At 42.5% G+C, this 14,140-nt stretch carries 14 protein-coding genes; 5 read left to right on the forward strand and 9 right to left on the reverse strand.

Features of this window, described 5'->3' with window-relative positions; genetic code table 11:
• The first annotated feature begins 24 nt into the window (after positions 1-24).
• Positions 25-1,728 (forward strand): alpha-amylase family glycosyl hydrolase, encoded by a 1,704-nt coding sequence (locus MHB56_RS01610; RefSeq protein WP_341143184.1) that lies wholly within the window; start codon positions 25-27, stop codon positions 1,726-1,728.
• Here MHB56_RS01610 and MHB56_RS01615 read toward each other — a convergent pair.
• Entirely contained in the window at positions 1,715-2,395 is a 681-nt protein-coding gene (locus MHB56_RS01615; RefSeq protein WP_341143185.1) for a hypothetical protein, read from the reverse strand. The two genes, MHB56_RS01610 and MHB56_RS01615, sit on opposite strands and share 14 nt — an antisense overlap.
• A 142-nt stretch (positions 2,396-2,537) precedes the next feature.
• Here MHB56_RS01615 and MHB56_RS01620 point away from each other — a divergent pair, with 142 nt between their 5' ends.
• The gene (locus tag MHB56_RS01620; RefSeq protein ID WP_036687997.1) at positions 2,538-2,777 is read left to right on the forward strand and encodes a hypothetical protein; all 240 of its coding nucleotides are present in this window, start codon (positions 2,538-2,540) and stop codon (positions 2,775-2,777) included.
• A gap of 1,679 nt (positions 2,778-4,456) precedes the next feature.
• Here MHB56_RS01620 and MHB56_RS01625 read toward each other — a convergent pair.
• Positions 4,457-4,684 (reverse strand): hypothetical protein, encoded by a 228-nt coding sequence (locus tag MHB56_RS01625; protein ID WP_038571602.1) that lies wholly within the window; start codon positions 4,682-4,684, stop codon positions 4,457-4,459.
• A 122-nt stretch (positions 4,685-4,806) separates the two neighbouring features.
• Between MHB56_RS01625 and MHB56_RS01630 the strand changes: the two genes are divergently transcribed.
• The gene (locus tag MHB56_RS01630; protein WP_076128352.1) at positions 4,807-5,433 is read left to right on the forward strand and encodes an FMN-dependent NADH-azoreductase; all 627 of its coding nucleotides are present in this window, start codon (positions 4,807-4,809) and stop codon (positions 5,431-5,433) included.
• 103 nt (positions 5,434-5,536) lie between these two features.
• On the opposite strand, the gene rsgA is transcribed toward MHB56_RS01630, so the two are convergent.
• The 4 genes from rsgA to MHB56_RS01650 form a co-directional block, all read right to left on the reverse strand.
• A complete protein-coding gene (gene rsgA / locus MHB56_RS01635; RefSeq protein ID WP_341143186.1) occupies positions 5,537-6,628 on the reverse strand; it encodes a ribosome small subunit-dependent GTPase A in 1,092 nt (363 codons plus the stop codon).
• 381 nt (positions 6,629-7,009) lie between these two features.
• Positions 7,010-7,681, reverse strand: coding sequence for an HAD family hydrolase (locus MHB56_RS01640; RefSeq protein WP_341143187.1), 672 nt, complete (start codon positions 7,679-7,681; stop codon positions 7,010-7,012).
• A gap of 160 nt (positions 7,682-7,841) precedes the next feature.
• The gene (locus tag MHB56_RS01645; protein WP_036688004.1) at positions 7,842-8,297 is read right to left on the reverse strand and encodes a DUF3939 domain-containing protein; all 456 of its coding nucleotides are present in this window, start codon (positions 8,295-8,297) and stop codon (positions 7,842-7,844) included.
• 120 nt (positions 8,298-8,417) lie between these two features.
• On the reverse strand, positions 8,418-9,014 hold the full coding sequence (locus tag MHB56_RS01650; protein WP_036688006.1) for a DUF2087 domain-containing protein: 597 nt from the start codon (positions 9,012-9,014) through the stop codon (positions 8,418-8,420).
• A gap of 179 nt (positions 9,015-9,193) precedes the next feature.
• Here MHB56_RS01650 and MHB56_RS01655 point away from each other — a divergent pair, with 179 nt between their 5' ends.
• Both MHB56_RS01655 and MHB56_RS01660 read left to right on the forward strand, forming a co-directional pair.
• Positions 9,194-10,198, forward strand: coding sequence for a YpdA family putative bacillithiol disulfide reductase (locus tag MHB56_RS01655; protein ID WP_341143188.1), 1,005 nt, complete (start codon positions 9,194-9,196; stop codon positions 10,196-10,198).
• Between the two features lies 1 nt (position 10,199).
• Positions 10,200-10,643 carry a DUF441 domain-containing protein gene (locus MHB56_RS01660; RefSeq protein ID WP_036688009.1) on the forward strand — a complete coding sequence of 148 codons (444 nt, stop codon included), beginning with the start codon at positions 10,200-10,202 and terminating at the stop codon, positions 10,641-10,643.
• A gap of 70 nt (positions 10,644-10,713) precedes the next feature.
• Here MHB56_RS01660 and MHB56_RS01665 read toward each other — a convergent pair whose 3' ends face one another.
• From MHB56_RS01665 to MHB56_RS01675, 3 genes are all read right to left on the reverse strand, one after another.
• The gene (locus MHB56_RS01665) at positions 10,714-11,649 is read right to left on the reverse strand and encodes a DUF4179 domain-containing protein (RefSeq protein WP_341143189.1); all 936 of its coding nucleotides are present in this window, start codon (positions 11,647-11,649) and stop codon (positions 10,714-10,716) included.
• Entirely contained in the window at positions 11,642-12,160 is a 519-nt protein-coding gene (locus MHB56_RS01670) for a sigma-70 family RNA polymerase sigma factor (RefSeq protein ID WP_076128340.1), read from the reverse strand. The genes MHB56_RS01665 and MHB56_RS01670 overlap by 8 nt, the downstream gene beginning before the upstream one ends.
• Before the next feature lie 190 nt (positions 12,161-12,350).
• The gene (locus MHB56_RS01675) at positions 12,351-14,099 is read right to left on the reverse strand and encodes an ABC transporter ATP-binding protein (protein WP_341143190.1); all 1,749 of its coding nucleotides are present in this window, start codon (positions 14,097-14,099) and stop codon (positions 12,351-12,353) included.
• Between the last annotated feature and the right edge of the window lie 41 nt (positions 14,100-14,140).

Consider the following 14,140-nt stretch of genomic DNA (forward strand, 5'->3'; position numbering starts at 1 on the left):
TTGCAGCAGAAGGGGTTATTTTATATGGATAAACTAGCAACATCTATCGCCAAAAAACACACAATAAACGGACTTTTGACTCTTAGCTTAACTGCCGTTCTGCTATCCGGTTGTTCAGGAAATAATAACAATATTCCCTCCTCTGCCTCCCCTTCTCCATCGCCAAAAGCAAATACAGCTCAGAATACTACAACACCTCCCGCTGCAAAAACGATTACCACTGACGAACAGCCCTCAACGGTTTATTATGAGATTTTTGTTCGTTCATTCTATGACTCTGACGGGGATGGCATCGGTGACCTCAAAGGGATTACCAAAAAATTAGATTACTTAAATGACGGAAATCCTGACACCACAGACGATCTGGGGATCGGTGGGATTTGGCTTATGCCTATTAACCCTTCACCAAGCTATCATGGTTACGATGTGACAGATTATCGTGCAATCAATCCAGATTATGGGACGATGGAGGATTTACAAGAGCTCGTTACGGAGGCACATAAACGTGGGATTAAAGTAATTATGGATTTGGTCGTGAATCATACCTCCATAGAACATCCTTGGTTCGTAGATTCCGCTAAAAATAAGGACAGTAAATATCGCGACTGGTACATATGGGCTGAAGATCAAGGACGCCCTGCCAATGGAGCTAGTGCCGCTGGTAGTGGCAGTGCATGGCACTCTTTACTGGGTAGTCATTATCTAGGTGGCTTTTGGGAAGGCATGCCTGATCTAAATTTTGATCAAACGGAAGTTCGTAATGAAATGAAAGATATCGGCAAGTTTTGGCTGGAACAAGGGGTTGATGGATTCCGTTTAGACGCTGCTAAACATATATACGAAGACCTTCTAAGCGACAAAAGCCAAGCCACAACCAATAAAAATGTATCTTGGTGGCAGGATTTCCGCAAAGCGATGAATGAAGTGAATCCTCAAGCTTATATTGTCGGCGAAGTATGGGAGAATTCTGCAGTCACCGTAGGGGCTTATTTGGATCAAGCTTTCGACTCTAGCTTTAACTTTGGGTTAGCCGAGACCCTTATTAATTCCGTGAAAACTGAAAAAGACAGCGGGACTGCCTTTACGCTGGAACGTACGTATAATTTGTACTCCAAAATATCTGATAGCCATTTTACCGATGCAATTTTTTTGACAAATCATGATCAAAACAGAGTCATGAGTCAATTAGACGGCAATCTGGATCATGCAAAAATGGCAGCAGCCCTGCTGTTAACCTTACCTGGAAATCCTTTTATTTATTATGGTGAAGAAATAGGAATGCTTGGTGTAAAACCAGATGAAGGAATTCGTGAGCCCATGAGATGGATGACAGCGGATCAGGGTGAGGGGCAGACTACTTGGGAGGTCGGCAGCAATAACGCTGATGATGTTAGCATTAATGTCGAAAGCCAGACTAACGACAGCAGCTCACTGCTTAAAAGATACCGCGAACTCATTGCGTTAAGAAACGAAGTCCCAGCGCTCCGTGATGGCGGAATTCGAGACTACACTTCTGGCAATGCAGGGGTAATGGCCTACGAACGTATAACAACAGAGGATCAACTCCTCGTTGTTCATAACCTAACTGGAGATGAACAAATCATTACGCTTCATCCAAATGTTGAGGGTATCTCTTACACCAAGATCCAAAAGACAACTGCTGACAAAGTGACCTTAAATTCAGATCAGCTTACTCTTCCTCCCTATTCAACGGTTATTGTGGACTAGGAAAAGCGGAGGAATGAAACACCCACTCTGCCACAGAACCACATAATTGTGCTTTCGATATAGGAAGAGCTACAATCCAGTCTTGGGAAGGATCGCTGCTCATTCGCAGCAACCAGCCACTTGAATGATCACTTATGAAGCTAGCATACTGAAACTTCCAGCCATTTTCACTAGAAATACAGAGTCGCAATTCTCCCTCTGCGTCGAAGCATTTCATCACTCGTGCAAGATGGTTGGAATGGACATCATCTCCTGTCTCTGCAGCTAAACACTCTGAGAGTCTGTGAACCGTAGAGGAATCAGAGCCTTTTTTCAGCTCCTCGAACCTTTTTTTTGACATTAGTAACGCCGGAATCCCGTGAGCAAAGGGCTCCATCGCTCTCTCACATTCGAACAACTCGAGACAAAAGCTCTCTGTTTCATCTCTGTTCTTCAGCACACACGGGGGAGAGTCCGGTGTATTATTGCAGTAGGCTAGTATTTTATCCTTATGTATTTGTAAACACAGATCTTTAGTTTTCTCCTTCTCTCTATATTTGAATCTACCTATCCTTTCTGCTGTAGACGCAGTATGTAACAATTCATTTAAAACTACTTGGTCGGTTACCCGATCTGGAAATAAAAATTCCGTTAAATCCGTTAAATCCGTTCGTTCTTTCTCATTCACATTATTGTATCCTTCCTGTATTACATATAAATGTATATTAAACTAGCAATCTTTATGTTATCATAAGCTAATTTTAAGGTAAAATTAAGAAACAAGGGGTATGATCATTAACATGAAATACTTGTAGCGAGGTGATTTCAAAATGAGAATGCTCATCACATTTCAGAACAAACTTGTACCTGTGTATTTCACAACAGAAAATAAACAGCCCACTCAAAAAGTACTTAGATTACTTAACAGTACGCTGGAGCTCAAAATTCAAAAGGGCAAAAGTGCCCTCCAGAAATGCCTCAATTCTCTGATTAGTATCGAAATTAAAGGCTCTGAAGCTATATTGCACAGTTACAGTGAAAATGATTCATTGGCGCTATCCCTCTATTAATGGAGGGGTAGTTTTTTTGTCACAACATTGCTGTCCTCAGCTTTCTAATAAGGAACGTCCTAAGTATCCAAGTGGTGCAGCTTGGACCCGTTGTCTTTTTGAAGCTAAACTTGATCCAAAATGACACTCCGTTTGATTTAGATACTATTTGCGCATACATAGGCATACATAGCTTCAACTCTCAAAGTCAGGGACCTTGGTTCGCTGGTTCTGCTTGGTGCTACTTTGTACTGATTTTGTGCTATTTCATGGCACGTTTGGATTGCTGCTTGCCGGCCATCCCCATAGCCGGCTGCTATCGGACTCAGATGACCTTAATCGTAACTTTTGGGCTCATTTGGAATTCTAACGGACCCCAGGGTCACTATTGGCTCGAAAAACACTAATTATCTACCTCAAAAAGCTAAATAGCTGCGCTGGAGTCCGAAACTCTGCTCTAATGCTCATAAATTCGCACATAGCGTCATCTGAGTCCGCGGTAATCTAAATTCGAAACTCAGTTTGCTTTAATTGCTATTATCGTGTACATAGTTGCTACTGTCGTGTACATAGTTGCTACTGTCGTGTACATAGTTGCTACTGTCGTGTACATAGTTGCTACTGTTGTAGTTTTAGTCGCTGCTTTTGAACTCATAGCCACTGCTTTCGAACTCATAGTTGGATGCTTTCGGACTCAGATGACCTTAATCGCAACTTTTGGGCTCATTTGGAATCCTATCGGACCCCAGAGTCACTATTGGCGCGAAAAACACTAATTATCGACCTCAAAAAGCTGAATAGCTGCGCTGGAGTCCGAAACTCTGCTCGAATGACTAAAAATCCGCATATAGCGTCATCTGAGTCCGCAGTAATCTAAATTCGAAACTCAGTTTGCTTTAGTTGCTATTATCGTGTAAATAGTTGCTACTGTCGGAGCTTTAGTCGCTGCTTTTGAACTCATAGCCACTACTTTCGAACTCATAGTACGATTCTATCGGACTCAGCTGACCTTAAACATAAATTTTGGGCTCATTTGTAATTCTATCGGACCCCAGAGTCACTATTGGCGTGAAAACACTAATTATCAACCTCAAAAAGCTGAATAGCTGCGCTGGGGTCCGAAACTCTGCTCTAATGACCGAAAATTCGCATATAGCGTCATCTGAGTCCGTTGGCCGCTGAGGATACTTGGAAGGTCACTTAGCGAGTGATTTGTTGTCTGACTTAGCCGTTAACTTGGTGTGTGACTCAGTGGGTAACTCAGCGGGAGATTTGTTGTGTGACTTAGTAAGTCGTTTAGCGGTTGACTTAATGTGTGACTCAGTTAGTAACCTACACGTTACTAGTTATGTGACTCAGTTAGTAACTTAGCCGTTAACTTGGCGTGTGACTGACTCAGTGTGTAACTTAGAAGTTAACTTAGTGTGTAACTCAACAAATGACTTTGCATGGGTCATCAGATTAGATGTAGCGGGTGGCCTGACCCTACTATGTCACCTGCCAAAAGTGACGTTTGTCGTAGGTTGGCTTTCATTTGCTGCCCCTTTATGCTGAAGCAATCTGCCAGAACTAAAAAACGCAGGGCAGTGATCCCCCCTTAACGGGAGGATCACTGCTCTGCTATATTTACGGACTTTTTTAACCCAAGGACTCTGTCTCATTCAGCGAAAAATCTACTATTAGGAAGAGCTAAGCAATTATCAGCTGATCTTGTAATTCTTCTGCTCTGCTTTTTCAGCTTTCTGGATTCGAAGTCTAAATAGCTTCACTAAATTCTGACGCGTATGCTCTTCGTGACAGCTGTCCAATTTTTTAATGATAAACCGATCGATGGACATGTCAATCGCTCCTTTTAGATCATTCTGGAACTTATAGAGACAGGAAATTATTTCCTGTTCTCTTGTATCACCTATTAACCTTGTTTTCATTTTTTCAAACTCCTTAAGCGCAAACAAATTTCAAGAACAAAAAAATAATTTACAAACAAAAGATTACATGCTATATTAAATATAGTTAATATTAAATACACACATGCAAGGGAGAAATCATAATGTCTAAAGTTCTATTTATTAAAGCAAACAACCGTCCAGCAGAACAATCCGTAAGTGTTAAGCTGTACAATGAATTCTTGGAGAGCTACAAACTCAACCACCCAGAAGATGAAATCACTGAACTTGATCTGTTCGCAGAGCAACTTCCATACTACGACAATACCCTGATCACTGGTATGTATAAAGCCGCTCAAGGATACGAAGCAACACCTGAGGAAGCAGCTGGTGCCGCTATCGTTAATAAATATCTTAATCAGTTCATCGCTGCAGATAAGGTAGTATTCGGTTTCCCACTGTGGAACATGACTGTACCTGCTGTATTGCACACTTATGTAGATTACCTTTGCCAAGCTGGTAAAACATTCTCTTACACTGCTGAAGGTCCAGTTGGTCTTTTGACAGGTAAAAAAGCAATCGTTCTGAATGCAAGAGGCGGTATCTACTCTGAAGGTCCTGCAGCAAGTGCTGAAATGGCAGTAAACTTCATCGTTGGTAACCTTAACCTGTGGGGAATTAAAGATATTACACAAGTAATCATCGAAGGCCACAACCAACTTCCAGCACAATCCGCTGAAATCATTGAAAACGGATTGCAACTGGCTAAGGAAACTGCTGCATCCTTCTAAACCATAACCGTTTAGATTCAATTCAATAATGAAGGGCGCCCCTTAGCTGTCAAAAGCTAAGGGGCGCCCTTTTTCAATGTCTATGCCGTTATATCAATTCTTTTTAATATTCATCCAGCTCTTTACGCCATCCGTATCCTCTGGTTCTGGATGAACTCACTTTAGTGGAAGCCGCGCTTTTTCTCTTAAGCTTGGCTTCTTTATTATTTTGGTACAATACTTCTCGTTGTGTTTTTCGGTAGTTGAATAGTCTCTTCTCTTCCAGTTCACCTGTTTGGACTGCTTCCAGTACAGCACAGCCCTCTTCGCGTTCATGTCTACAGTTGCTAAACCGGCACTTAGAAGCTAGACCGCTGATATCACTAAACGCTAGATCAAGACCACCTTCATCTTCCCAGAGCTGCAGCTCCCGCATCCCCGGTGTATCTACGATAATCCCCCCATCCGGCAAAACAAACAGTTCACGGTGGGTAGTAGTATGACGTCCGCGGCTATCCCCTTCTCTAACATCCTGCGTAATCTGAAGGTTCTTCCCGCATAGCCAGTTGACCATTGTCGACTTCCCACAACCGGAAGAGCCCGTAAGAGCTACTGTTTGACCCTCACCAATGTAAGGCAGCAGCTTCTCGCGTCCTTCATCTTGTATTGCACTAACAGCATGTACTGATACTCCGGGAGCCGCGCTCTCCATTTCAGCGATTTTACTGTCTGCATCCGGACAAAGATCCGCTTTAGTGAGTAGAATAACTGGATTTGCCCCACTATTCCAAGCCATGATCAGATATCTCTCCATCCGGCGAACATTAAAGTCATCATTCAACGCGCTAACCAGAAATAACGTGTCTACATTGGAAGCAACAATTTGCTCATCTTGTGTATTTCCTGCGACCTTGCGTGAGATCACACTCTGCCGAGGCAATACGCCATGTATGATTCCATGCTCGCCGCCATCTTGCATCGCCAATGCTACCCAGTCTCCAATGGCAGGAAAATCACCCGAGGCTACAAATGTGTGTCTCAGCTTCCCGGCAAGCTCTCCCCACGTCTCTCCTACATCAGTTAACACCTTGTACTTACTGCCAAAGTCACCAACGATTCTCCCGGGAATAAATTGTTTATCCTCTGCATGACTCCACTTTTCATACCATTTTGTACTCCAGTTTTCATTCCAACCATATTGCTTTATGCTATTCATTCATTTCCTCCTAAAAGATATGTTTATGTTTTTTCTTGCCCCTTGGCGTTTTCCGAGAACACAAAAAGCCGCCGGAAATAAAGACTCCGGCGGCGGTATATAGACATGTGGATTTATTACACCAAATCCAATCTTTCTACACACGCAAAAAAGCCACCGGACCCTATACGGTTCCCGGTGGCTCTAATAAGCGTAATTGAGCTTACCTGCTAACCTGCCCGAATCAATTATTCGGCAGCAGCTGTTCCCGGAAGACACGTATCCACAACAGTTGAGTTCATTACATTTAAAACTGTCATAAAACATCGTCTCCTTCCGAAATTTAAGATGCTGTTATCATAATTGGTGCAGCAGTAAAATGTCAACCCCAAATTTTCCAGATTACAAAATAGCCTTTAATTCTTTCAGCTCACGGATCATTTTCCAAGGTTGGATGTCCAGCTGATCGTCCCAAGGATGTTTCCTTTGCAGCCATATCCCTTCAAGTCCAGCCTTACCTGCACCCCAGATATCATTTACCGGATGATCCCCTATAAACAAGGTTTGATCCGCGGAGGCACCCAGCCTGTCTAGTGCCAATTGATAAATCGCAGGATCAGGCTTCGCAATGCCAACTTCTCCAGATATAACTATAGCCTTGAAGTACTCTCGCAGGCCGAGAATATCGATTTTGGTGTTCTGGATTTCTTTTTTACCGTTGGTGACCAGCCCCAAAGTATATCCACGCTCCACGCAATACTCCAGAACCCCCAAAGCATGCTCCATGGCCGCACCATGATTGATGTAGCTCGCATCATAATACGCTCGGATATGTTCAGCCGTCACAGGCTTTTCCCAAGGCAGGATCTCACTAAGTTCTAAGAAAAATCCGTCTTTATCACGGTAGCCATCAGCATCTCTGTGGATCATATCCTCGATCACGGCCTGCGCTTCCGCAGGTTCAAGATGCCCAAGAAAATCCTGCACGAACTGAGTGCTAAAGCTGCGAAATGTATAGTCGCGATCCATTAAAGTATTGTCCAGATCAAATAAAATAGCTTGTACTTCCTTCATCAAGCAATTCCCCTTACATGCTGTTAATTTTCAAACCTAACCTACAGAATGTAATTGTACTATGCCTTAAGAGACAAAGAAAAGACTATTCAACAAAAAGGATTTGTGGCTTCCCTTTTACTGAACAGTCTTTGTGAAGATTCGTATCTGCGTCATTCCTTTACTCGAAATGCTCTGCCCGATGGGTCAGCATCATTTCTTCATCCGTAATATACAGCGGAAAAGGAGGTGTTTCTTTCAGATAACTTTCTGTAGATAACAACCGATAATGAACCTCTGGCAACCAGGTGTCTTCAAGCAGCGGTAGCTTGCCTGTATCACTAATATAACTGTCTACAGCAGCCTGAACTAAATCAAGATAATACGGCACTAACTTGTCTTCTTCCTCGAAAATTTCATAGGTCTCTCGAGACATATAGAAATTCCGTTCGGGTATTCCACCCAAATAACGTTTCAGACGACTCATATCGATTCTTTTGTCCTCTAAGATTAATGCTGTTCTATTAATAGGTCCAGGCATATCTTCTTCGAACTTTCGAATCGCCTGTTTCACTTGAGGTAATGTGACGGTTACATGATCTGATTTGGGTTGCTTTTTTGTGCGTTTAAATAACATAACGAAAGTCTCCTTTCTAAATATGTCTCAGATAACGCTTACAATTCCATTTTATTCGAAATTCGAATAATTAATCAGTACATTTCAAATCGACACAGAATGTTAATATTTAAAAGATCATTATTTGACATATTCCCACCGAGTCCATACTTCTCGAGGATTTAGTTCATACTTGTCCTTCTCACGATACATAAACTGATGCATGATGAATTCACGACGAATAGTGGCAAAATCTTCATGAAACTGCTTAATAAACTCATTGATTTCCTTTTCCGTATAAACAACACCTGGCTCCAGCTTCTCAACCATGTATTGAAGCGCTATCAATTTCTTCTTGTATTGTGCGGGAATTTGCCGCAGCCGGCCATCTTTAGAGAAAAAATTACGAATTACAGTATCCTGAAGACTATTCTCAGGCAATTGCTCTTCCATATTCTCAGCTCCTTTCGAAAAAATAAATTGCAGTGAAGCTTCAGCCCCATTATTGATAAACTCCGGATTCAACTTAAAGTAAACTGTATTTTTGTCGCGTCTTTCCTTTATTAGAGCCGCTTCACGTAATTTAGCCGCATGATGAGTGACTGTAGGCTGCGATAAATTCAACTTCTCAGCCAGCGCTTGCCCGTGCATTTCTCCTTGGGACAGAAGCAACAATAAGCGAAGACGCGTTGGATCAGCTAAAGCTTTATGATAACTCACGATTTTCTCCAACTGCACTGGGTTCACGCTCCTAGAATTTCACAATACATTGATACATTAGATATATATCTAATTATATAATAATCAACGTTGTTCTTGCAATGGTTATTATACTCAATCTGCTCTTATGGAAAAATTCATGAATTTAGGGTAGGATTTAAAGAAAAGATAGTAACAATTAGGAGGTAACCCGCTTTATGAAAGATGTCATTATTATCGGTGCAGGTCCTTGCGGCCTCTCGGCAGCTATTGAATGCCAACGCCAAGGTCTGTCCAGCCTTATCATTGAAAAAAGCTTTATTGTGCACTCCATTTATTTGTATCCAACAAATATGCAATTTTTCAGTACGGCTCAGTTATTAGAAATCGGGGATGTTCCTTTCACTTCGACGAACGACAAGCCTTACCGTCATGAAGCGCTTGTCTATTATCGCCGAACCGCCGAGCAATATGGTCTAGAGATCGCCGCTTATGAAGAAGCTTTATCCATTGAGCCGCTTGAAGATGGAACCTTTGCCGTACATACGTCAAATATGCGTGGTGAGCATCAGAAACGTATCACTGTAAATGTAGTTATAGCAACAGGTTATTTTGATCAGCCGAATATGATTGGCATTCCAGGTGAAGAACTACCTAAAGTTACTCATTATTTCGGTGAAGCCCATCCTTACACGGGAATGAAGGTAACTGTAATTGGCGGCAGTAATTCTGCAGTAGATGCAGCACTGGAGCTTATGCGTGTAGGAGCTACGGTAGATATGGTATATCGTGGTGAAAGCATCTCTGAGAATATTAAACCTTGGGTTCGGCCAATCTTTGAAGGCATGGTGCAAAAAGGGAAAATCACTCTGCACTTAGGCTCGCGTGTCACTGAAATTACTGCAAGCTCAGTAATTGTTACGGATCATAAGGGGAACAAGAAAGCATTGGATAATGATTTCGTTCTTGCCTTGACTGGCTTCCGTCCGAGCCGTACCCTCCTCACTTCAGCGGGTGTGATCATGGATGACGACATGGATAAGCCTGCTTTTAACACCTCTACCATGGAAAGTAATGTTCCAGGGTTGTATGTTGCTGGAGTAATCGCCTCCGGCCGCAATGCTAACGAAGTGTTTATTGAGACCGGAAGAGGGCATGGTAAGCTTATTGCAGATCACATTGTGTCAAAAGAAAGTTCTAATCCTAAGGAGTTGAAACATTAAGATGGACATGACCTCTTTGCTTTTGCTTGGACTTGCAGCGCTCGGAATTATCAGCAGCAATTCCCCTGTAACAATAGCAATGGTCGTCCTATTACTGCTAAGAGTACTTGGCTTACAGCAAACTTTTCCTTGGCTAGAAAAATACGGTTTAACCATCGGGATTATCATCCTGACCATCGGGGTCATGACCCCATTAGCCAGCGGCAAAATATCGCTGCAGACAGTCGGTCAATCCTTCTTGCACTGGAAGTCCTTGCTTGCTATCGCTATTGGCATTCTTGTCGCTTTTCTTGGAGGCCGCGGTGCTACGCTCATGACCAACCAACCCACAGTTGTTGCAGGTCTGCTGATTGGCACGGTGATCGGGGTTGCGTTATTTAAAGGCGTTCCGGTCGGTCCGCTGATCGCAGCCGGCATTTTATCACTTATGATCGGCAAAATGTAATAGAACAGCACAAAAAAGACCGCTTTTGGCGGTCTTTTTTATTGTGCCTTTTATTGAACCTTCTTCTTCATTATTCCTCCACCTGAGAAATGGACTGCGGAATTTGCTGCACCGCTCTTTTTTCAACGACTAATAAATCTTCAACGCCATACTCTGTCTTAATTTTCTGCAACTGCTTCAAAGCCTCTTCTTCTGTATTAAAATATCCTGCTTCCACGAGATATAAGCCTTTCTCATCCTTTAACATCCGCACATCGTCTAACCCATATAACATTTCTTCAGCCATACCCAGCGCCTCACCAGAAGGCTGTGAGACCGTTCTTAATGAATATACAGAGTCCCCTTTTGCTTCGTCTCCTTTCTCTTTTAACGTAATCACTACCTGTGCTGGCTCTTTATATTCTTTCACCTCATAAGCAACCGAGTCCGTAAGCGTGACATTGAACCGAATGGCCGAATCATCTAGTGTAATTAGTGGATAAGCATCCTGAACATATCGGCTTTGTTTTAATGTTTCCAGATCTTTAACTGCTGAGAATTTTCTCGCCCCACTTACTGTAATCGTCATTGTTGCCGGATTTTCCGTAAACTTTACGTTATATGAGCTTGCTAACTGTTGTGTTTCATCTGGATTTGCAAAATTCAAAATCAATTGATCGCTATTCTTCAATTGTTTCACCGAAATAAAGTTCACATCTACTCCATCCTGAATGGTTCCACCACCTGCACTTCCTTCCGTAAATTGCAGAACACTGACCAGCTTACCTAGAACCGGTATTTGATCCATACTACTCGCAAAAGCAGGAACCGTATTTACACCCACCGTAAAAGAAATCAATACAGCAGCAGCTACTGATCCTGTCCATTTCAAGGCCCGTTTTGAAGAACTATTTTTCTGTTTATAGATTTTTCCTCTTTCAACTCCTTTTCGAGAAGCGAATGATAGTTCTTTAGGAATTTCAATCTCATTATAGGCTTGCTGTAGACGTTCTAGTTGCTTATCCAAAGTACTCACTCTCCTCCATACTTATTTTTAATTTTTCCAAACCTCTATAAATAACGGTTTTGACGCTGCTCAGGGGCATATCGAGAACCTCTGCAATTTCCTTTATGGGCAAGTCCTCCAAATATCTCATCACAATCACCATTCTTGATTTTTCATCAAGGCCGCTGAGCGCTTCATGCAAGTCCATAACTTCTTCCCTAGATTTCGGAGCATAGCTGCCTCCCAGCTCTTGATCTATATACACGATTTTTTTAGATTTACGGATAAAGTCCAGCGCACAGTTGACAGCGATCTTGGTGAGCCAAGTTTTAAAATATTGCGGTTGCTTCAATTTATGAATGGAGATATAGGCTTTGAAGACGGTCTCCTGCACAATCTCCAGCGCATCCTCTTGATTCCGCACGTAGGAGTAGGCCATTCGGTATAAACGCTCCTGCATGCCGTCAATAAGCGCAGTAAAGCTGTCTTCATCACCTGCTATCGCCTTTTCCTCAAGCGTGGTTTTATTCACGTTCCTCACTTCCTTTCATGATGTTTATAAGCTTTAGACGCACATGATCTCCGAAAAGACTCAGATTCCGTTTAGAATTTTTGCCATAGTATAAGTTACTGTGTGCCGCCACCCTGATTGGAATTCAAAAAAAGTGGCCTTCTCTTTCGAGAGGACCACTAAGGTGTTCAAGTATTTTTCCAAAAAAATATTAAGCGTCTAAATGCTGTACGTTAAATAATCGCGCATAACTACCCTCTAGCGCCATCAGCTGTTCATGCGTACCCCGTTCAGTAATTTCACCATTCTCAAGTACGACAATCTGATCCGCATGTGTAATCGTTGACAGTCTATGCGCTACAATTAGTGTAGTACGTTCCGAAGAAAGAGACTGCAGCGCTTGTTGAATTAAATGCTCCGATTCCAGATCCAGCGCCGAAGTAGCTTCGTCTAATATAAGAACCTTCGGATCCTTGAGAAATACCCTTGCGATAGCAACCCGCTGCTTCTGTCCTCCGGATAGCTTAACACCACGTTCTCCCACTTCTGTCTCATAACCCAGTGGCAGCTGCTCAATAAAATCATGCGCATTGGCAGCTTTTGCTGCTGAAATGACCTCTTCTTCCGTGGCATTAGGATTACCGAACAAAATATTCTCACGCACAGATCCGCTGAATAAGAAATTATCTTGCAGGACCATGCCGACAGACCTACGCAAGCTTTCCTGTGTTAATTCCTGTATATCATAACCATCCATTTGGAGGCTGCCTTTACTGATGTCATAGAATCTCGGGATCAAGCTTATAAGGGAGGACTTTCCTCCACCGCTCATTCCGACGAACGCAATGGTCTGTCCGGGCTGAATACTCAGATTAATATCTTTTAAGACCCAATCATTCTCTTCGTTATATTTAAACCATACATTCTCAAAAGCAATCTCACCACGTGAATCCTTTAGCACTTTTGCTCCCGGCTTGTCTACAATATCATAAGGCTCATTCAGCAGCTCAAGCACCCGTTCAAGAGAAGCAGAGGCTTGCGTAAGCACCGTCGAGGAATTAATCAATCTCCGCAGCGGGGAATACATCCGGTCCAGATAGCCAAAGAAAGCTACAAAGGTACCTACTGTCAAATTGCCATGAATGACCTGATAACCACCATATCCGATGACCAAAAGAGGTGCTATATCCGTTAATGTATTAATAATTGCGAAGGTCATAGCATTCCAGCGGGTTTGCGCCATCGCTTTTTTAAGAAAGTTACCGTTGATGTCCTCAAACTGCTTCTGATCCACTTTTTCCATCGTAAAGCTGCGGATGATTGATATCCCTTGAATCCGTTCATGGAGATAACCTTGAATGCCAGCCAGAGCTTGGGAACGATCTTTCGTTAACAGCTTAAGCCGCTTATACAATTTGTTAACTGCAATTGCGTAAAAAGGTAATACCGAGATAGACACGAGCGCCAGCACCGGATTTAAATAAAACATAAATCCCAAAGCAAAAACTAGTGTGAACGTGTCGAGCCATACATTCATCATGCCGACTTCGACCAAATTTTTGGTCTGCTCAACATCGTTAATAAATCTGGAGATGGCTTCTCCCACCTTGGTATTCTGATAATACCGCAGTGACAGCCGCTGTAAATGACTGTAAAGCTTATTTCGCATATCGAACAACACTTTACTTGTGATAAGCTGAGCAAAGTATTGGCGATAATACTCTACGGGCCCTCTTACGATAACAAATAAAATTAAGGCACCACCCAAAATAAGCATCAAATGTGATACCCGTTCCTCAATCCCCATGCTCGGGTTCATTAGGAGGTCATCGACCACGTATTTCAGAATCATTGGCAGTGTTAGCGGAATACTGAATTTGATCATGCCGATAAACAGCGTAAACACAATCAATTTCATATAAGGTCGTACAAAAGTAAAATATGATTTCCATTGCTTCACAGGAATATTCTGTCCCTTCTCTTTAGTGAGTTGCTAAGTAC

Source organism: Paenibacillus sp. FSL H8-0315, assembly GCF_038005365.1.
Classification (GTDB): domain Bacteria; phylum Bacillota; class Bacilli; order Paenibacillales; family Paenibacillaceae; genus Paenibacillus_AQ; species Paenibacillus_AQ odorifer.